The organism is Bacillus sp. BB51/4 (assembly GCF_008368845.1).
GTDB classification, from domain to species: Bacteria; Bacillota; Bacilli; order Bacillales; family Bacillaceae_G; genus Bacillus_A; species Bacillus_A wiedmannii.
Window position 1 is genome coordinate 328,358 of record NZ_QOSC01000006.1, and the last position, 19,856, is coordinate 348,213.

Below are 19,856 nucleotides of genomic sequence, written 5' to 3' on the forward strand. Positions count from 1 at the left end.
TTCTCAATTTATTCCCCTTTAGGATAAATATTATATTTTGGTATAGGCCAATCTATATCAATACTATCTCCATGAGTTAAGTCTTTAGTTAGTGTTTTTTGTGTATTAGTAATAGCCTTATGATATGGATGATTTTGTACTAAAGTTAAATTTTCAAAGTCATTTGTCCCCCCATCATCTAAGGGGAGGTTATGATGTACTTGCCACCCTGATGGATTTTTTCCTTTTTTCATATTTTCTATTTCAAAATCTGGTATACCCGCTTTCTTAAGTTCAAGAATCTTCTCAGGATTAGTTGCCAAACTGTAAAGGAATTCCTTTTTTACAGTATTTTGAAAAACCTTTCTAAGTTTTGCAGCTTCTTCTCGAGTTCTCTTAGAGTAAGTAATTTCATCAACTTTAACATCTTTAAGAATTACATCTTCTCCATATAATTTACCAACAAAAACGTCACCATCCGTAGTCCTCTTAGTATATTGATAAGGTGATAGCTTATCCTTAGCTGTTTGATAAGTATCAATAAAGCTAGATTTTAAAGAACTTCCCCCAATACCAGCATAAGCAAAACGGTTTCCAATGTTTAAATTAAAATTATTTAATACGTTTATTGCATTTCTATATTTAGCAGAATTAGTTACTCTGGACATACCTTTTGTTAGATTTGCAGTAGTTGCTACCTTCGATACTTTACTTAATCCTTTATCACCAATGAGACCTAGCCCAATTTGAGTTAATGCATAACTTCCCCACTTTGCCCGACTTTCTGCGTCTCCATTTATTACATCATTAATAAATGAATCCGATAATGCATTATACATCGTACTAAGGGTATCAATAGGGTGCAAAGCAGCGTTCCCCATGTTTTCCCACGTTTCCCACTCTCCTAAAGCTTTTATTCCGTCTATTGTATCGCTAACTGCTTGTCCCGTACCATCTACAATACCGTCCCAAATTTTTTCACCAGTAGATTTTTCAGGTAGCTTACCACACATTTCACCTTCTTCAATTGAATTGGCAGCTTGTCTTGCCCTCTCTTCTGTAATTGCTTGAATTGAAGTTGTCCATTCCATATTCAACCCCTGTGTACTAAATGTACCACTTGCAGGACTAAAACCTTTTCCACTTTGTACCTCTGCTAAACCTTGTGCGATACTAGCAGCTAGTTGAAGTGCTGTATCATAATTACTACTAGAAGTATAATTAAATTCATATAGATGCTCTAGTTTTTCTTCATGTTTTTTTCGAACCTGTTTTCACCATATCTTTAATACTATTCTAAATCACCATCCCCTTTTACACCTTCTGTGAAATATTATTCCCTTCTCGAAAAGAAGATCAACCCATTAATACGATCTAGAGGCTTATCAAAAATTTCAAAAAGCCAAAGATTTTGCCGGTATCGAATCTATTAGGACTCACACCATGCGCAAAAGCTTTGGCTATTGGTTCTATAAACAAAAGATGTTGCTATGTTACAAGAAATTTTAAATCACAGCACACTACAAATTACACTTAAATATATTGGTATCAATAAGGAAGAAAAGGATAATGTCCTTGATACACTCCTTATCTAATTTTTAAAAGTAACTTTATTGAAAAATATAACAGTAAATTCAAACTATATATTAAAAAAAGTAAAAGCGGACTCATAAGAGCCAACTTTTACTTTTTATTTTTTAATATATCTTATGAAAGATTTAAAATTAATTCTGCTAAACTATCACAAATAACTTCGAAGCTTCTGCTTTCATAATCTTCTAATTTCACTTGTCCATTTTCATTATCTACAACTACCAAGAGACCATTAAATTCCATACCAATAGGAATATTATTCAGTTGATTATCATGTGCGCCTCGGTATCCTTGTAAAGATACATAAAAATCATGTAGTTCAATTCCTGGTATAACAGGATTTAATTCAACATCATAACCTAAATAATTACCTCCTAAGTCTAAAAACCAATAAGAATTATAATATTCTTTAATTGAATTATGTAATTCTATCCCCAAATCTTTTTCTATATCAGCAAAATCATGAATTATATTTTTCTCTAAAGGTTTCCAGAATACGTACCCCTCTGTATCTGGTTCTCCTTCATAGATAAAAGCCTCTGCTTCTTCTATCCATAAAGATTTTGGCAATGAATTATTACAATCTTGCCACTCTCTAATTATTTTATCAAAACAATTTTTCATTTCATTTTTCATTTTTTTATTTACCGCCTAATGTATGATGTTCAATACATTTCTGAAGCATTTCTACATATCCTGCATCTTTTCCCCCATGCTCCAATCGCTTTTTCTGCGTTATGAATCTCTCCAAAACCAGGATGTAGTGGCAGCGGAACACCAACAGCTTGACCACCACCACCACTACCAATATGGTGATGAACTAATTTAGTTCCACGTAATCCTGTAAAATCATATTGTGGAAATTCCCCTCTAAATCCTTAAAGATTTAGAGGGGAATTTCCCTATCACATAAGTAATATCATTTCTTATTAAATTTACTGTGTACCAGTTCAAAGAGTTTATTTGCACCAAGTGAAATTGCGCCAATAATAAGAACACCAATAATAAAATAAATCTTTTTAAATAAGTTGTAAGGAGATAAAATAGCAACTACAAGTAGTATTATAATAGAAAATAGCTTTTTGTTTAGAACGGATACTTCTGTCTGCCACAACATATTCTTTCAAAAATGAAACATAATTTTTAATACCTTCTATTAAAGAAGAGTTATTTTTAACGCTTCCTCAAGCATTGTATTAAAATCATTATATGTGTTCATTACCGTACCTGATGGTTTATCAAGTTCTAAATAAGTACCGTCTAATAAGCTCTTACAAAACCACGCAATATTTGAATCGCCAAAGAAAAGATACTCTTTTTGAAATTCATTTTCATACCAAATCTCATTGGTTTCTATAAGCCCGCAAATTGATTCGTCCCTTTCTGTATCTAACAAATAAGAGTCAACTCCATAAAGTACTAGCCCGTTAAAATCTAATCCATTTACAGTTTTAAGAAACTCCTCATATTCACTCGGTAGGTCAACATTAAAACTCTTTTTCATGCGTTCTCTTAATTTCTTAACTTCACTATCTGTTGCTGGTGTATTCAGTTTATCATTAAAACTTTTCTCTATTTTTTCAATTTCTAAAATCAGATTTTTCCACATATAAAAATCCCTTTCTAAGTTTATTTATTCTCCCTTAGGATAGATGTTATGTTTTGGTATAGGCCAGCTTACGTCTACACTATCTCCCTCTTGTAAGTGTCTAGTTAACGTACGTTGTGTATTAGTTATAGCTTTATGATATGGATGATTTTGTATTAATGTTAAATTTCCAAAGTCGTTTGTTCCTCCATCATCTAAAGGAAGGTTATGATGTACTTGCCACCCTTTTGGATTGTTTCCTCTTTTCATCCTTTCTATATCAGCATCTGTTATTCCCGCTTTTTTGAGTTCTTTCAGTTTAACAGGATCATTTACCAATGCATTAAGAAAATCTTTTCTCACACTCCTATCAAATTCCTTCCGAAGTTGTTCAGCTTCTTCTCGAGTTCTCTTAGAGTAAGTAATTTCATCAACTTTAACATCTTTAAGAATTACATCTTCTCCATATAATTTACCAACAAAAACGTCACCATCCATAGTCCTCTTAGTATATTGATAAGGTGATAGCTTATCCTTAGCTGTTTGATAAGTATCAATAAAGCTAGATTTTAAAGAACTTCCCCCAATACCAGCATAAGCAAAACGGTTTCCAATGTTTAAATTAAAATTATTTAATACGTTTATTGCATTTCTATATTTAGCAGAATTAGTTACTCTGGACATACCTTTTGTTAGATTTGCAGTAGTTGCTACCTTCGATACTTTACTTAATCCTTTATCACCAATAAGTCCTAATCCAACTTGTGTTAAAGCATAACTTCCCCATTTAGCACGACTTTCAGCATCTCCATTTATTACATCATTAATAAATGAATCTGACAATACATTATACATCGTACTGAGGGTATCAATAGGGTGCAAAGCAGCGTTCCCCATGTTTTCCCACGTTTCCCAATCTCCTAAAGCTTTTATTCCGTCTATTGTATCGCTAACTGCTTGTCCCGTACCATCTACAATACCGTCCCAAATTTTTTCACCAGTAGATTTTTCAGGTAGCTTCCCACACATTTCACCTTTTTCAATTGAATTGGCAGCTTGTCGTGCCCTCTCTTCTGTAATCGCTTGAATTGAAGTTGTCCACTCCATATTCAACCCTTGCGTACTAAATGTACCACTTGCAGGACTAAAGCCTTTTCCACTTTGTACCTCTGCTAAACCTTGTGCGATACTAGCAGCTAGTTGAAGTGCTGTATCATAATTACTACTAGAAGTATAATTAAATTCATATAGATGTTCTAATTTTTCTTGCAGTTTTTGCCTCATGACAGTAAAAAGATTTACCATAGCGTCCATACCTGGAATTGGCATAGTTTGATTGAGTGCTTCTGTACTTGCTATCATTCGGTCAATTTCCCGAATTTGTTCTAATATTTCTTGTTCAATTACATCTGTGGAAGCGACTTGTGATTGAAATTGACTTGGAAAAGCATCGTTCTGACGAATTAACTCTTCACACAGATAAATGATGCCTTGCGCTAAAGGACGAAAGGTTTGTACAAAAAATGATTTTGCACTGCTATAAGTTTGTCCTTGTAGAACAGTATCAATTGCAAAAGCGTCAATCGACTGAATGGCTTGTTCCATACCTTGAATGGTAGCGGTACATACAGCATTCATGCTTTGAGTTTGGCTTTGTACTTCTCCCAAATACATATTTAAACTCATGCATTGACCTCCCTTGCTAATTGTTGTTGTTGATAGGAAAGATCGTTTTCTAAATCACTAAGGTCTCGTCTTTCTTTAAGCAACGTTTCTTTTTTGTTTTCCAATTCAAATGTGACTTTTCGTTCAATATGTTGTGCATCTTGATACGTATTCATAAAAAACTGAGACATTTCTCTATCACCATGCCAAGTTCCTAAAATTCGATCAAACAAACGACGATTTCGACTTCTACATTCATAAAAATCTGCTTCCGCTTGTTCCTGAGCTTGAATCGCGAATTGATTTCGGTCCTGTTCTTCAAATACATTTCGTAACTTTAGATTTAACTCTTTAATTTTGTTTTCAATATCTCGACCCATCTTTTTCCTCCTACTATTTTACTTTACGTAGGTTGTCACATTAGCGAAAAGTGTTGTGAAGTTCGTTATCCATTCTCTCAAATTCATTAGATACCGAATGAATATTATCAACCGCTTGTTGAAAGGCATCGGAAAATTGTTTCGTCAAGTCTAAAACTTGCTGATTCGCTTCTTGTGCTTTGAAATTAACAGACAACGTTGTACGCGTCGCCTTTGTTATAGAACGACTGGTTGCACTTTGAATCCTATCAGAGGCTGATCCCATTTTCGTAGCAATTTGCGTTGCTGTTTGTAAATTACTTTGAAATTGTCCCATTCTTTCAAACCCTTTCTATAAGTTTTCCAAATGCATCAAAGAAATCTCATTAAATATATATCCCTATCAATATCACTCGCTCTAGGCATGCAATCAAATGAGCCATACACTATAAGCTGTATGGCTCATTTGAAATGCTTGTTATATAGAGTAAAACAATTTTTATTTCAAACCGAAATTACGTGATAATTCTTCATCATGAGAAGCAACAGCCTCTGCAGTTTTATTCAGTTGCATATTAATTTCTTGCAATAGCTGTGCAAAGTTTTGTACTTTTGGCTTTAATTCATTGAACTGTTGGTCAAAACCTTCAAAAGCACGCCCTTCCCATTCTCCTCTTAATTCATTTTGTAGGTTTTGTAGTTGACTTAAAATGTCCTCAATTTGATTTGCACCTTGTCCATATCGAGCCGCTTTCGATTTAAGCTCCTCTGGTGACATGCGAATTTGTCCAGCCATTTTCATTTCCCCTTTAATACATAATGAGCAAAATATAAATTGGTTAATTTTACTAAATATATTATAATATTTTATTATGAATTTTAAAATATTTTATCTTTCTATTGAATATTAGAATATTAATATTCAATTCTAATCATGAAATACTCTACTCTTTCTTGCTTTACAAGATTTTACGCAAAAAAAGACCACCAAAAGGCAGTCTCTCAAAACTCAATCCTATTCCCCACGCCACTCTCCACCGCTTTCTCATACAAATACTTCGCAACGATAATATCCACTACCGCCAAACCAACCGATTTAAAAACAGTAATCTCTTCATCGTTCTCTCTACCAGCTCTTTCACCACTTATAATTTGACCAAGCTCGGCGTAAATGTTGCTTGCCTCAAATAAACCTTCTTGTATCGGAACTTGAAGGTCACCTGTTTCTTCTAGTGCTGCTTCTTTTGATTCGACTACTACTTTGTTTGCGCTTGCGATGGCGTGGGATGGTAGTTCTTGCATGTTCGGTCTGAATGAGCCGACGGCGTTTATGTGGACGCCTTTTTGTAGTTTTTCTGAGAAGACCGGTGTGGATGCGTTCGTAGTTGTGACGATGATGTCTGCTTCGCTTATTGCTTCATTTGCATTTGTGTGAACATAAGCTGGTTTATTGAATCTCTCTTGTATATATTGCGCAAATGCATACGCTTTTTCTTCTGTTCGATTGTATAAAATGACTTTTTCGATATCTCTTACCGCAAATACAGCTTCAGCAATTCCCTTCGCCTGTTCTCCTGTCCCGATTATGCATAAAGTTTTGGCGTTATGACGAGCTAAATGTTTCGTCGCTACTCCTGATAGGGCGCCTGTTCGAATCATTGTTAAGTAGGATCCTTCTAAAAGTGCGAGCGGTTCTCCCGTTTGAAAGTCTGATAGCATCACAATCCCGTTTATCGTTTTCTTTCCTATCTTTTTGTTCTCGGGGACTACTGTTACTACTTTTAAGCCAAGTGCCTCAAGCCCTTCCGCTACGGAAGGCATAATTAATGCCGTATTTTGCTCGTTCGCAAATGGTAATGAGCCGCGAATCGGCGTGATCGTTCTTTCTGCGGAAAATTCTTTTAAAGCAAGCGCCGCGTATTCAATGACTTCGTTCATATTTACTAAGTTTCGTTGTTCGTTCGCGCTTATGACTAGCATATCTTTCCACCTCCTCCTTCTATCCTAACAAAAATCCCCGATTCAAATCATCTCTCGGATCTACAACGAACTGATGAAACCCTGTAATAAATGCATGACCCGTTACTTTCGGAACGACAGCTTCATATGTATCTACCACTGTTACCGACAATACTTCTCCCTCGAATTTCCCGTCAGTAATGCATTCGTGGACGAAAATTCCTCCCTTCTGTAAAGCATCTCTTTCAAAAAGAGTTGCGATTCTTGCGGAAGTTCCCGTGCCACAAGGAGAACGATCTACTTGCCCATCAGCGAAAATTGTTACATTTCGTAAAGTTGCATCTTTTTCTTTCGGTTCATCTGAGAAAATAACGCCGTATATTCCTTTTAAATCTTCTTCCAGTGGGTGCTTTACTTCCATTTGACTCTCAATATAGCGTTTAATTTTACCGCCCCACGTTTGAATAGCAGGTAAATCTTTAAAATCCACTTTTAAACCGAATTCTTTACTATCCACAACAGCGTAAAAAGCCCCGCCAAACGCGATATCTACTTGAAATTCATAGTTATCTATTTTAATAGGAACGTCTTTTTTGTATACAAATGAAGGGACATTCTCAAATGATACGGACTCTACTTCGCTCCCGTTATATTTTGCGTACGCAACCACTTCCCCAGCAGGGCTATCAATAATGAACTTTTGTTTCTCACCTGTCACTTCAAACATACCTGTTTCAATTCCGACTGTAATAACAGCGATAATGCCATGACCACACATCGTACTCCAACCTTCATTATGCATAAATAATACGCCAAAATCAGCGTGAGCACTTGCAGGCGGAGTAATAATACAACCGTACATACCATGATGTCCTCTCGGTTCATACATAAGAACTTCGCGAAGATGGTCCAAATTCTCCATACAGTATGCGCGTCTTTCTAGCTGCGTTTCTCCTTTTATTTCTGGCACGCCACCTGTAATAATTCGAAGCGGTTCCCCAGCTACGTGAGCATCAATTGTCGTGTACACTTTACTAACCTTCATTTCTATCTCTCCCCTATATGTTGATACTATTTTTATTGCAAATATCATGCCAACGCATAGGGTATAAATTTGTATACATTGTAAAAAAAAGCATACACTACTGTCTATTTTTTTATACAGTAGACAGTGAGTGACTCTTAGCCCGCACAAAACAAAAAAGCCATAACGTCACTACTTGAGCAAAGTTATGGTTCCTTTTTAAATTATTTTGCGGGATTTGAGCCAATATCAAATTTATATTTCACTCGGTAATTTTTCCCACTCACTTAAATACATGACATCTTGTTTTACGTTTTTCTTTTCAGGAAGTAAGCATAGAAACTCTAAAGAATTACCGTCAGGATCATAAAAATAAAGATTCGCAGTAGGTGTCCACGTCTGAACCATAGGCTCAGACGGTTCAAGACCGAAAGCAGCTCTTGGTTTTATTCCTTTATTAAGAAGCCATTCTCTTGCATGAATGATTTCTTCATAATTAACCTTGAATGCAAAGTGACTTTTATGGAATTCCTCTTCTGATACCTCCCAAATGCCCAGCATTTGTTCCTTCTTATTATCTTTATCAAACCAAAAGAATGCTACACGTCGTTCTTCAATTGTACGAGCATGAAATAATCCAAGTTTAGTATAAAATTCTTTTGCTACTTCTAAATTTCTTGTTTTAACATGTGTTTCATATAAAGTACCTGGAAACAAAGCATATTCCCCCTTTATATTTTTAGAAATTCTTACTATGAAGCCTATTTTTATAAACTAAAAATAGAAGTGATATCATATTCTTCTTACATGTTTTTCAAATTTGTAGCACTAATGCTGAATAAAAAAGAAAATTCTCTCCCCCCTCCACATATACTGTTCAAAAGCAAAAAGGAAGTGATCTAATGTACTACGGAACAAAAGGCTGGTACGTAGCTGAATTAAAAAAATTAGGTGTGCGCTATCATGAAGGACGAAAACTAGAAAGTTACCGCGGACACGTTTTACGCAATTTATTACTTGTACAACAAGAGAAATTAAAAGAACAGTAATATACTAATGTAACGATATCTACGATTCTCGGAATATATCAGCGATTTTTTAAATTTATCGACGATTCGCCATGGAATATCGACTTACCGACAAATTTCGCTAATTCATCTATCTAAACTACCAACCAATCACACATCAATATCAAACAAAAAAGGTCACCCAAACGGGTGACCTTCCTTTCTTATTCACAAACAAGAATTTGTCTAGTAAATGATCCTTTTCTTGTAATACAGCGATCTGTAATTTCAAATCCTGCTTCATGAATCATGTCGTCCATTGTTTCCATCGTGACAACGACTACCTTTTTAGCGATGCGGCGCGCGCTTGAAAGAATGGAGAACTGGTCTTCTGGTGTTGCATGCGTAAATAAGTCGTACGGCATATCGATAATGGCAACATCGTAGTTCTCAGTAATTTCCTCGATTGGACCTTTTGTTACTGTTCCTTCAAACCCGAAATGTGCAATGTTTTTTCTCGTCCCAAGAACTACAAGTGGGTTTATATCTCTACCAACGATGTTAATTCCCATAGAAAGTGCTTCTACTACTACTGTTCCAATACCGCAGCACGGGTCAATTGCTCTTACTCCATCTGGATTTGGTACAGCGATATTTGCAACCGATCTCGCAACACGTGTGCTAAGAGATGTCGAATAACTATGCGGTTTTTTTATGTGATGATACCAAACTGGTTCACTTTCTACATAATGTCCGAAGTACCAGCGTCCTCCAAGAGGAACAATCCCGAATACACGCTCTGGATTACGAACATCCGCTTCTCCTTCAATATGCATGCCCAGGTCTCGTTCAATGAGACGTCTTTCCCCATATTCAATTTTATTTTCTCCAACCAGGTCATTGATTTTAACGAAGATAACTTTAAACGACGCTCCCGCCAAATCAATTTGTTCCACTTGTTTTAAAATACTTTCTAAGTCGTCTCCTTCATACATAACCTCAACGCGCTCTTTAATAAATGCACTTCTACTCGGGTCAATTTTAACATCACTTTTCAAAATATTAACGTGAGACTCCATTCCAAAGAACGAGCGCATTTCCAAATAACATAAAGCACGCTCCTCCTCACGAAATGCATACGTATATATACATGCAGGTGTTGTACTATGATTACTCAATCTATTATCATCCTTTATCGTTTAAAATTATTATGATTACAATTATTCGAATATCTTTTTTACGTAAAATTAAATGATATCACATGCCGGAAATAAAGAGAAACGTTAATAAATAAAAGAGACTGCCTATTGGCAATCTCTTTTGATTTATTAACGGAAAGAAGATACGTTATTCCCCTTTGCTTCATAGTAATCTAAAATACCTTGATAAATTGCTTCTGCTGCAGCTTGTCTCTGTTTTGGTGTAGCAATTTTATCTGCATCACTTTTATTATCTACAAATGCTAATTCTGTTAATACAGCTGGCATTGTATTGTATTTTACTACGTACCAAATATCCTTTTTCACACCACGGTCATATGTCCCAAGTGCTGCTACAAGGCGTTTTTGAATTTTGTCTGCTAATAAGCGACTGTCTTCCGTATACGGGTTCGTTGATTTTGTCGGTGCTGCTGCATAATAGAATGTTTCTGTACCGTGTCCATCTTTACCTGTAGAACCGTTACCGTGAATACTTACGAAGATATCACCCTTATTTTCATTAGCAAATTCTACTCTTTTTCTTAAAGAATCGCCAGAATCTACTCCTGGGCGTGTATCGTTCGTACGTGTTAACTTAACAGTAAATGGTGTCTTTTTCTCAAATATTTTTTGTAATCGTAAAGATGTGTCTAATACGATTTTACTTTCTTCCTCATAATAACCAACATTACCCGAGTCAATTCCACCGTGACCTGGATCAATAATAATTGCTTTACCTTCTAAGAAGTTTTCTTGTTTTACTGGGTTTAATTGATTTGTATCCACCCATTGGAAGCCACTATTTGTACGGATACGAATCCAGCTATCTTTTTCTTCAATAACTACTACTTTTTGCGCAAACGTATCACTTGTCATACCGCTAATTACATCTCGATCTACTAAATAGTAAATTGCGTCTTTTGCAAATGAGTCGTCTCGAACATCTGAAAACTTCTTCGTTTCTGCTAAACTACTAACTGGATAAGCTAGTAAACTTGCTGCTAACATACCAGCAGCTATTGCCTTGTACTTCATAAAAATAATATTAAAAATATTAACTGGTAAATAACTCCTATAATAGTTTATAACATTCAATCACTGTAGTAAATACGTTTCCTATCTATATTATTAAAATAAACATATAAGGAATAATAAATATAAATACATTTCAAAAAGCGATTAATTACCCACCAAATGAAAAGCTGATTAAAAATAATATTTTTAATCAGCCCTCTCTATTTTCTATGAAATTATTCTTCAATTAAATGAGACATTACATATGCATATACTAACGCTTCTGTATGTGCAATCGAACTTTCATGTGTACGCTCAAATGCATGAGAAGAATCAATACCCGCTCCAATTAATGCATGTTTCACATCAAATCCAGCGTGAATCGCAGCTGATGCATCCGATCCATAGTATGGATAAATATCTACTTTATATTCAATATTGTTCGTTTTCGCAAGCTCTACTAAATGTTTACGCAGTGCATAATGATACGGACCGCTAGAGTCTTTTGCACAAATAGATACTGTATATTCGTCAGATGCTTGACCATCACCTAACGCTCCCATATCAACCGCTAAATACTCAACCGTTTCTTCTGGAATGTTAGAGTTACCACCGTATCCAATCTCTTCATTATTAGAAATTAAGAAATGCGTTGTATATGGTAATGTTACGTTTTCGTCTTGTAATCTCTTAATTAATTTTAATAAAATCGCAACACTTACTTTGTCATCTAAATGACGTGATTTTATGTATCCACTCTCTGTAATTTGAACGCGCGGATCGAATGAAACGAAGTCTCCTACTTCAATTCCTAATTCACGTACTTCATCAGCTGAAAAGACACGCTCATCAATACGAACCTCAATATTTTTCTCGTCGCGTTTCGCTTCACCTGCATCTTTATATACATGCACAGATGTTTGATGCATTAAAATCGTTCCTGTATAAGTCTTACCGCTTGATGTTTCAATTTCGCAATATTCCCCCTCTACAGAGTTCCAGCGAAATCCGCCAATCATAGAAAGACTTAGACGACCGTCAGGCTTAATTTCTTTCACCATCGCCCCTAACGTATCAACGTGTGCCGTTAATAAACGGTGCTGTGCATCATTTTTCCCTTTTACCGTTAAAATAAGAGCGCCTTTATTGTTACGCTTCGTTTCTACGTTCCACTCACTTACATAGTTTTCAATAAAACGAATGATTTTCTCTGTATTTCCAGACGGACTCGGAATAGAGACAAGCTCCTTAATAAGTTCCATCGTTTCTTTCGTATGATGTGCCATTGTCGTTTCCTCCTCATTTTCTCTACTATTCAGTATACCGAATTTACTATAAATCCTCTACTCATATAGCTTAATTTTCTAAATTGTATTAAAATTCGCTTTAACAAAAAAACATAGCGTTATTCATAAACACTATGCTTTCTATCAAACTATTCTTCTGAAACATCCAACAAATAAATGCCTCTTTCAAATCCACCGCGCTCTATTTCTTTTTGCTTACGAAGACGTTCTACATCTTCAATTGTTGCACCTTCTGCACGCGCTAATGAAATGATCACTTCCAGTGCATCCGCAAGAGAATCTAGCGCATGTTCACGTTCTTTCATAGAAGCAAATTCACGAATTTCTTCCGTTCCAATTTTCGCTAAAGCTTGTATGTATGCTTGTCCTGTTAATTTTTGTGCTGTATATGTTTTTCCAGACATTAAAATCTTCTCTGGAACACGATCTCTTACTAACTTGTTATATGCTGACATCATTCAACCTCCTATATTTAATAACATCCGAGCTCTGCTTTATAGAAAAACCATTTTTTCTTCACGCACGCACTAAGCATATCAATTCCTGATCCATGTGCCCTTACGTGCGGAAAGAAATAGTGCTCTGATTCTTCTTCCTTACTATATAAAGTTTGGTACTCAGCTGGAATTGCTTCTTTTTTCACATCTTTTTCTTTCGTCACCTCGCCAGAAAACGCAACGCTTGGATGTCCTTCAAAAAACAAAGCAGTTCGCACCGCCATAGATGGTGTACTATGTAAAGCATAATATGCTATTACAATCATGCCGATCACACCGATAATTTTCTTCATACATTACTCCTAAAAAAAAAGTGCTAACACAATTATACTAAAATGTGTTAGCACTTTCTCCCCTTTACCTTAAATTAACCGGCAGTAAAACTACCATTAATTCAAATTTCACTTTATTCCCCTTTAAATGCAGGCAAACGTTTTTCTAAAAATGCAGCAATGCCTTCTTTATGATCCGCTGTTTGTCTCATCGCATATTGGCCGCGCTTTTCAAGTTGCAATGTTTGTTCTAAATTAGAACGATTTACTTCACATAAAATTTGCTTCGTTTGAATCATCGCTTTAATCGGCTTTTGTGACCATTCGCTAATTTTTTGCTTCACAGCCGTTTGGAAATCCTCACCGATTACTTCATCAATTAAACCGATATCAAGCGCTTCTGTTGCTGATAATTTCTTTCCTTCCCAAATAATTTGCTTCGTCATATTTTCACCGACGCGCTTTTGAAGGAAGAAATGGCCGCCACCATCTGGAATTAAAGCGATTCCAATAAAGTTCATCGCAATAACGGATGATATATCTGCCATCACATAGTCAGCTGTTAACGCAATACTTAACCCAAGACCAGCAGTAGGTCCATGAATCGCACTAATCACAAGCTTCGGCATCGTATATAAAGTTACAACAACTTCAGAAATAGTATTCATAATACCATCAAACTTGCTTTCATCATTACTTGAAAGCATCGATTTAATATCTCCACCCGCAGAAAAACCGCGGCCGTTCCCGCATAGCACCACAATATGCGCTGAACTCTCCGCAACTTCTTTCAGTTTTTGTAATAGCTCTTTTAACGTTGGTTCATCTAATGCATTTAACACCTCTGGGCGATTGACCATAACCGTTGCAACGTGCCCTTCATATTTCACAATGACAGATTCTGTTTTACTTGTTACTTCCATTATATATACCCCTCTTTTCTACATAAAGATTATACTTATATAATTATAGAAAGCAGGTGAAAAACCCTTCTTTTTTTCTTAATTTTCTGTCTAATAATCTCGTAATTTGTATATAGCCTCGTATAAAACATACCATTCCGTTAAAAAATATAGCAATTAAAGTCGGTTTATCCATACTTTCCATCTATTTACCATTACAATGAAATGGTGTATTCTTAAGTTTGATATAAAAAATCAAATATAGAAATTCATTTTTCTTCCTTCTGAAAAAAGGAATTCTCAAAATTCATATACATTTTTATAATATCACGTTCCTAATCTAGAATGTTACTATAATGCTAAGATTAACAAACTTCAATGACCACAAAACATTGTGATATAAAGATGTTGAATACAATAAAAAAACACTCTCATACGAGGGTGTTTTTTTATATAGCCTCAGCTTTTACAAACTGTAATTTATCTTTCTGCTCATTACTCGCCATCGTTACTAACGTATTTTCAATATGAGCAGGCACTTGTTCTAGCGTCACACTCGCACCTACTTTATCCGATTGCTCAACAAAGTTTAACAATGCCATCGCTCCTGATACATCCATATAGCGCACATCTTTCATACGTAAAACAACTGGAGACTTTACGTCTTGTAAAGTATGAAAAACACGATCCACTGTTAGGAAAGAAAGTGGACCTTTAATTTTATACGTCGCTTCCTTTTCTTTTACAATAGAAGCTTTACGTTCTTTACATTTCACCATGTATATCATGAACGAAAGAATAATACCGAATGCAACAGCGATCATTAAATCAAACTTCACTGTGACAACCATCGTTACAAGCATAACAATGACATCACCTTTTGGTGCTACATGCATTTTCTTCATGCTTTCCCAATCAAACATGCCAATACCAGTTAAAATTAAAATACCTGATAATACAGCAAGCGGAATGTATTGTACGACCGATCCAAGTCCCATAATGAAAATAAATAATATAACACTATGCATACATGCCGAAAGCGCTGTTTTACCACCGCTTCTTATATTAACGATAGATCGTACAGTCGCCCCTGCCCCTGCTAATCCGCCAAACAACCCGCTCATCATATTACCGATACCTTGTCCGACCAGTTCTTTATTACTTTTATGACGTGTACCCGTCACATTATCCATTACGACCGATGTTAACAACGAGTCAATCGATCCTAATAAAGCAATACTAAGCGCTGGTAAAATAAGTTCTGCGATGCCTGTTCCACTTAAAGATGGAATATGAAGTGTCGGCATCGCTTCTGGAATCGTCCCAATCTTCTCAATCATCTTATTTAATGATAAGTTTCCGATAATCGGCAACTTCACTGTAAGCCCTTCTAACGCAGAAGAAAATAAAGGAAGCAAAGCCGTCACACCAACTAATGCAACTAAACTAGATGGAATGGCTTTAATCCATTTTCCAGAAACAATCATTACAATAATCGTTAATACTACGAGTAGAAAACTATTTTGCACATGCTTTATTTCACCTAAAATAATAATTAATGCGATACCGTTCATAAATCCTGAAACGACAGGATACGGAATATATCGCACGTAAGAGCCAAGCTTACATACACCGAATAAAATTTGAAACAGTCCCGCCATCATAAAGGCTATAAAACTCGCCTCTAACCCGTGCGTCGCAATTACCCCTGTCGCAATTACCGTAATCGGTCCAGTTGGCCCGGTAACCTGCCCCGGTGTCCCGCCAAATAAAGCCGCAAATAAACCTGCAAAAATCGCACCATACAATCCGACTAGTGCTCCCTCAGACGTTCCTGTTGCAGCAATACCAAATGCAATGGCAAGTGGCAACGCAACAATCGCAACAGTAAAACCTGCTAAACATTCCTTTGCTATTTTTTGAAACATATAATAACCACCTTCATATAAAGTGAAACTTTAATCAGTGGGTGTGTTCCTCCCCCACTGATTATTAGTTGAACCAATCGGGCTTTTACGGGCAGTTGATCTCCCACCTAACTTCCTCGCATTCGTCGAAATTTAAGGTGGGAATCTTACTGCCCGTTAATGCGGGATTAAGTCCACGTTCCATTGTACACCTAAAAGAATATATTCGTTAGCCCACTTTTTACAGTATCGTGACGTAAACGCATTCAATTATAAGCCTCTCCTTACCTTTGGAAACTATTATAACTATGTTATAATGAACAAATTAAATCTTTTATTATATATTTGGAGGCACTATGCTAACTTTTGAAGAAAAATTATCGATTATTGAATCTTTCCCTGAATTAGAAAGAAAAAACGTATCATTAAAACGCGTGAACTTTCACTTTGAAGAAAGTCGTTTAGATAAAAAGAACGTTGTTTATCACTTACATCCAAATGGAAACGGCTTTGTATATGCAAACTTCATTAAAGGTTATAAAACAGATGATAAAGGCATGATTAACATCCGTGAGTTTTCAGAAGAAGAACTGCGTTCATTAATTGAAAAAGTAATTGAACGTCTATCACAGGAGCCAGAAGAAATTGTTACACCAATGGAACCTGCTGCAGAAGAAGAATGGAAGAACGAAGACGGTCACATCCTAACTCTTATTCAAGAGGATGATATGTGGAACGTGTACGCTGGTGTAAACTTAGACGGTACATTCAACTCTTATCCAGAAGCTGCGGAATACCTTGATGAAGAAGGATTTTCACGTAAGTAATACGATTTAAGGAGGCCGTCCCATTTTTTAGGGATGGTCTCTCTTATTAATAAGTAGACTTTTTGGATCGTCTCCCTAAATTTATAGCATCAAAACTTCTTATTCTCACTATCCCCTATCAAAATTTGAATTTGACAACTATACGTCTCCGCATTAAAAATATCACTAACTAACTCCACTTCAATAAAACTCTCTACTTCTATATTATTTTCTTTTATGTATTTAATCATGGTATTTCGACGTTCTTCCTCATTTTCTTTACTATACGCTAACGTTATATATTTTCCGCTCGGTAATACTTTTATATTTTGTATTTCTTCCATATGTACATCATCTCGTACTTTATTAAAAACATACTTCGGTTCTACATCCCAATTTGCATTTACGTTGTAGAGAATCCCCATCTCCATTTCCATCTTCTCTTCATAATCTTGCACGATTTTCTCTAAATCGGAATAATACAGTAACTCCTGTAAACTCCCTACTTCTTTACAAGGCGCAACAACGACATAACGCTGTTCAAAAAATTCAATAGATATTTCATCATTCTTTAATATTTCCTGTGAACTCACTACTTTCGCATGTAAGTCATCAATCGTTTCCATTACCTCTTTCATTTTCTTTATATGCTCTTCCGCTTCTTCTCTCTTCAATTGTAAAAATCGTAGCAATTTATCCGTATTACATTCCTTAAAAATCTCTTGGAGCTCTACTATGCTGGTGTTCAACTCTCTACAGCTTTTTATAATATCAATGTGAATAAATTGATCTATAGAATAATATCTATACCCCGTTGATTCATCAACATGTTTTGGAATAAGAATCCCCATCTTATGATAGTATCTTAGCGCTTTTATCGTAATATCCTTTATTTTTGCAACTTCTCCAATAGAAAATAATTTTTTCATTTGCATCTCTTCCCTTATATTTTTTTCGTATGCAACTATTGACTCTCCCCTAAGAGGAGACCTTACTATTTATAATAAGTCATTTACATTGATAAAGGGAGTATACAATTATGAACACAGTAAACTATAGAAATCTTGTTAAAGAAGACTATGAGCCTATAAAACATTTAATTGGTGAAGCATTTGGGTTTAACAAATTCATTGCCGATAAAAAATTTTTAAACTCAATATTAAACTTTTATCTACACAGTTGTATTTTAGAAAGTTCCTTCAGTAAAGTAGCTGAAAAAGATAATAAAGTGATCGGTGTCATTTTAGGCGATTCTGAAAAAGATAAAAACCGTTTAAAGAGATTCCATAATACCGTTAGCTTTGCCTTTCATACGCTAAAGCTATTCATAACGAATAAAGAGAATAGAGAATTTTTAAAAGCATTTATACAAGTACAAAAAACCTATAAAGAACTCATTCAAGGAAAAGAAGATCAATTTCAAGGCTGTATACAATTATTTATCGTATCCGAAGAATCGAGAGGTCTTGGAGTTGGGAAGTCTTTACTAAGTCATTTATTCCAATACATGAAAAAAGAAGATGTAACATCTTTATATTTATATACAGATAATGAATGCAACTATGAATTTTATGACAGACAAAACTTCCAGCGCATACAAGAAAAAGCAGTTAATTTCGGACCAAAAGAAGAAGATTTCAACGTATTTTTGTACCGCTATAACTTTAACTAATCGTAATATATACACTTCAGCGCTCTTTGCTAATTAGCAAAGAGCTATATTAAGTATGATCAAATAAAAAACTTCCGCTATTATTCGTTCAAGTCAATTCAAATAGAGGGAACTCACTTTAAAAGGAGCGCACAACATGGAATGGATTCACGAGTTATTTCAGCAATATGGATATTATGTAGTACTTGTCGGTTTACTTTTAGAATATATTGCGCTTCCGTTTCCAGGAGAGCCTACATTAGCCTATGCAGGATTTTTATCACACCAAGGTGATTTGAGCCTACCAATTTTAATTATGTTATCTTTTATTGGGACAAGTGTAGGTATGACATTCCAATACTTTTTAGGAAATAAACTAGGCATGCCCTTCATTCAGAAGTACGGAAAATATGTATTTTTAACACAAAAAAAAATTGATGTAACAAAAATGTGGTTCGATACATACGGCTACTTTCTAATCTTTATCGCCTTTTTCATCCCAGGCGTCCGTCATTTCACAGGATACTTTGCAGGAATTATCAACTTACCATTTCGCCGCTTTGCGATGACAATTTATTCAGGTGCTCTATTTTGGGTATCCTTCTTCTTAATCGGTGGTTATTGGTTAGGTGAAAATTTAGAAGAGATCTTCCAAATACTTGGGCAACACATATGGAAAATTCTCTTCGGTATAATTATCATTACGCTAATCACCCGATTTCGTAAAAACATAAAGCATATGATTTTAAAACGTATTAATTAAAACAATACTTAATAAGTAAAGTTCTGCTTAGCTACGTACGAAAATAAAAAAGCGAAGACCTATAGTCTCCGCTTTTTTTACATGCATTTTGTTTCCAAACGAACTCTCATGTTCATTAGTTTTTCTGACGTCTAAACAACATCGCTCCGAAAAGTAATAAGAACATACCTGCCATAACAGAAGTAGCTTCTGTTGATACTCCACCTGTTTGAGGAAGAAGTTTTGATTTCTTATTATTTTCTTCACTCGATGATACCTCAGATTTATTTTGTACTTCTACTTTACTGTGTACCTCTTGCTTGTTTTGTACTTCTACTTTTTCTTGTACTTTTTCTTGTACTTTTTCTTCTTCTGGTTTTACATG

The 19,856-nt window shown here is 35.3% G+C and carries 22 protein-coding genes and 4 pseudogenes; 5 read left to right on the plus strand and 21 right to left on the minus strand.

Going from position 1 to position 19,856, the window contains the following annotated elements; translation table 11 throughout:
- Positions 1-8: 8 nt before the first annotated feature.
- Positions 9-1,247, minus strand: a pseudogene (locus DN392_RS07800) (HNH endonuclease signature motif containing protein); the annotation flags it as partial.
- A gap of 65 nt (positions 1,248-1,312) precedes the next feature.
- Between DN392_RS07800 and DN392_RS30705 the strand changes: the two are divergent.
- A pseudogene (locus DN392_RS30705) lies at positions 1,313-1,574 on the plus strand (tyrosine-type recombinase/integrase); the annotation flags it as partial.
- 112 nt (positions 1,575-1,686) lie between these two features.
- Here the strand turns inward: DN392_RS30705 and DN392_RS07805 are convergent.
- The 11 genes and pseudogenes from DN392_RS07805 to DN392_RS07850 form a co-directional block, all read right to left on the minus strand.
- Complete coding sequence (locus DN392_RS07805) at positions 1,687-2,208, minus strand: SecY-interacting protein Syd (protein WP_000787241.1); 522 nt, start codon at positions 2,206-2,208, stop codon at positions 1,687-1,689.
- 29 nt (positions 2,209-2,237) lie between these two features.
- A pseudogene (locus tag DN392_RS30710) lies at positions 2,238-2,387 on the minus strand (hypothetical protein); the annotation flags it as partial.
- 104 nt (positions 2,388-2,491) lie between these two features.
- Entirely contained in the window at positions 2,492-2,689 is a 198-nt protein-coding gene (locus DN392_RS07810; RefSeq protein WP_000964632.1) for a hypothetical protein, read from the minus strand.
- A 39-nt stretch (positions 2,690-2,728) separates the two neighbouring features.
- Positions 2,729-3,181, minus strand: a complete 453-nt coding sequence (locus tag DN392_RS07815) for a YrhA family protein (protein WP_000265785.1) — start codon at positions 3,179-3,181, stop codon at positions 2,729-2,731.
- A gap of 24 nt (positions 3,182-3,205) precedes the next feature.
- Positions 3,206-4,846, minus strand: a complete 1,641-nt coding sequence (locus DN392_RS07820) for a T7SS effector LXG polymorphic toxin (protein WP_048566937.1) — start codon at positions 4,844-4,846, stop codon at positions 3,206-3,208.
- A complete protein-coding gene (locus DN392_RS07825) occupies positions 4,843-5,205 on the minus strand; it encodes a DUF3958 family protein (RefSeq protein WP_000532191.1) in 363 nt (120 codons plus the stop codon). The genes DN392_RS07820 and DN392_RS07825 overlap by 4 nt, the downstream gene beginning before the upstream one ends.
- Before the next feature lie 40 nt (positions 5,206-5,245).
- Positions 5,246-5,521: a TIGR04197 family type VII secretion effector gene (locus DN392_RS07830; protein WP_000529668.1), complete on the minus strand. Its 276-nt coding sequence runs from the start codon at positions 5,519-5,521 to the stop codon at positions 5,246-5,248.
- Positions 5,522-5,683: 162 nt separating this feature from the next.
- Positions 5,684-5,980, minus strand: coding sequence for a WXG100 family type VII secretion target (locus DN392_RS07835; RefSeq protein WP_000918588.1), 297 nt, complete (start codon positions 5,978-5,980; stop codon positions 5,684-5,686).
- 206 nt (positions 5,981-6,186) lie between these two features.
- On the minus strand, positions 6,187-7,164 hold the full coding sequence (locus DN392_RS07840; RefSeq protein ID WP_000960313.1) for an ornithine cyclodeaminase family protein: 978 nt from the start codon (positions 7,162-7,164) through the stop codon (positions 6,187-6,189).
- Positions 7,165-7,183: 19 nt separating this feature from the next.
- Positions 7,184-8,236: a proline racemase family protein gene (locus DN392_RS07845; protein ID WP_096001673.1), complete on the minus strand. Its 1,053-nt coding sequence runs from the start codon at positions 8,234-8,236 to the stop codon at positions 7,184-7,186.
- Positions 8,237-8,422: 186 nt separating this feature from the next.
- The gene (locus tag DN392_RS07850) at positions 8,423-8,884 is read right to left on the minus strand and encodes a VOC family protein (RefSeq protein WP_000483913.1); all 462 of its coding nucleotides are present in this window, start codon (positions 8,882-8,884) and stop codon (positions 8,423-8,425) included.
- A 185-nt stretch (positions 8,885-9,069) separates the two neighbouring features.
- Here DN392_RS07850 and DN392_RS07855 point away from each other — a divergent pair, with 185 nt between their 5' ends.
- Positions 9,070-9,216, plus strand: a complete 147-nt coding sequence (locus tag DN392_RS07855) for a YflJ family protein (RefSeq protein ID WP_000291377.1) — start codon at positions 9,070-9,072, stop codon at positions 9,214-9,216.
- Between the two features lie 182 nt (positions 9,217-9,398).
- Here DN392_RS07855 and DN392_RS07860 read toward each other — a convergent pair whose 3' ends face one another.
- The 7 genes and pseudogenes from DN392_RS07860 to DN392_RS07890 all read right to left on the minus strand — a co-directional run bounded on the left by DN392_RS07860 (position 9,399) and on the right by DN392_RS07890 (position 16,293).
- On the minus strand, positions 9,399-10,352 hold the full coding sequence (locus DN392_RS07860) for a TRM11 family SAM-dependent methyltransferase (protein WP_048545605.1): 954 nt from the start codon (positions 10,350-10,352) through the stop codon (positions 9,399-9,401).
- 150 nt (positions 10,353-10,502) lie between these two features.
- Positions 10,503-11,231: pseudogene (locus DN392_RS07865) on the minus strand (N-acetylmuramoyl-L-alanine amidase family protein); the annotation flags it as partial.
- A gap of 392 nt (positions 11,232-11,623) precedes the next feature.
- Positions 11,624-12,673 (minus strand): M42 family metallopeptidase, encoded by a 1,050-nt coding sequence (locus tag DN392_RS07870; protein ID WP_048545609.1) that lies wholly within the window; start codon positions 12,671-12,673, stop codon positions 11,624-11,626.
- Positions 12,674-12,822: 149 nt separating this feature from the next.
- A complete protein-coding gene (locus DN392_RS07875) occupies positions 12,823-13,149 on the minus strand; it encodes a nucleoside triphosphate pyrophosphohydrolase (RefSeq protein WP_001277353.1) in 327 nt (108 codons plus the stop codon).
- A gap of 17 nt (positions 13,150-13,166) precedes the next feature.
- A complete protein-coding gene (locus DN392_RS07880; protein WP_000720146.1) occupies positions 13,167-13,484 on the minus strand; it encodes a hypothetical protein in 318 nt (105 codons plus the stop codon).
- A 113-nt stretch (positions 13,485-13,597) separates the two neighbouring features.
- Entirely contained in the window at positions 13,598-14,386 is a 789-nt protein-coding gene (locus DN392_RS07885) for an enoyl-CoA hydratase (protein WP_000454176.1), read from the minus strand.
- A 428-nt stretch (positions 14,387-14,814) separates the two neighbouring features.
- The gene (locus DN392_RS07890) at positions 14,815-16,293 is read right to left on the minus strand and encodes a SulP family inorganic anion transporter (RefSeq protein ID WP_000486647.1); all 1,479 of its coding nucleotides are present in this window, start codon (positions 16,291-16,293) and stop codon (positions 14,815-14,817) included.
- 335 nt (positions 16,294-16,628) lie between these two features.
- Between DN392_RS07890 and DN392_RS07895 the strand changes: the two genes are divergently transcribed.
- Positions 16,629-17,099, plus strand: a complete 471-nt coding sequence (locus DN392_RS07895; protein ID WP_000955002.1) for a hypothetical protein — start codon at positions 16,629-16,631, stop codon at positions 17,097-17,099.
- Positions 17,100-17,188: 89 nt separating this feature from the next.
- Here DN392_RS07895 and DN392_RS07900 read toward each other — a convergent pair whose 3' ends face one another.
- Complete coding sequence (locus DN392_RS07900) at positions 17,189-18,007, minus strand: MerR family transcriptional regulator (protein ID WP_064449548.1); 819 nt, start codon at positions 18,005-18,007, stop codon at positions 17,189-17,191.
- 110 nt (positions 18,008-18,117) lie between these two features.
- Here DN392_RS07900 and DN392_RS07905 point away from each other — a divergent pair, with 110 nt between their 5' ends.
- A complete protein-coding gene (locus tag DN392_RS07905) occupies positions 18,118-18,750 on the plus strand; it encodes a GNAT family N-acetyltransferase (RefSeq protein WP_001099021.1) in 633 nt (210 codons plus the stop codon).
- Between the two features lie 136 nt (positions 18,751-18,886).
- The gene (locus DN392_RS07910) at positions 18,887-19,492 is read left to right on the plus strand and encodes a DedA family protein (protein ID WP_000454766.1); all 606 of its coding nucleotides are present in this window, start codon (positions 18,887-18,889) and stop codon (positions 19,490-19,492) included.
- A 115-nt stretch (positions 19,493-19,607) separates the two neighbouring features.
- On the opposite strand, the gene DN392_RS07915 is transcribed toward DN392_RS07910, so the two are convergent.
- Positions 19,608-19,856, minus strand: a 249-nt coding sequence (locus DN392_RS07915) for an LPXTG cell wall anchor domain-containing protein (RefSeq protein ID WP_149238005.1), incomplete at its 5' end; no start/stop codon positions are given.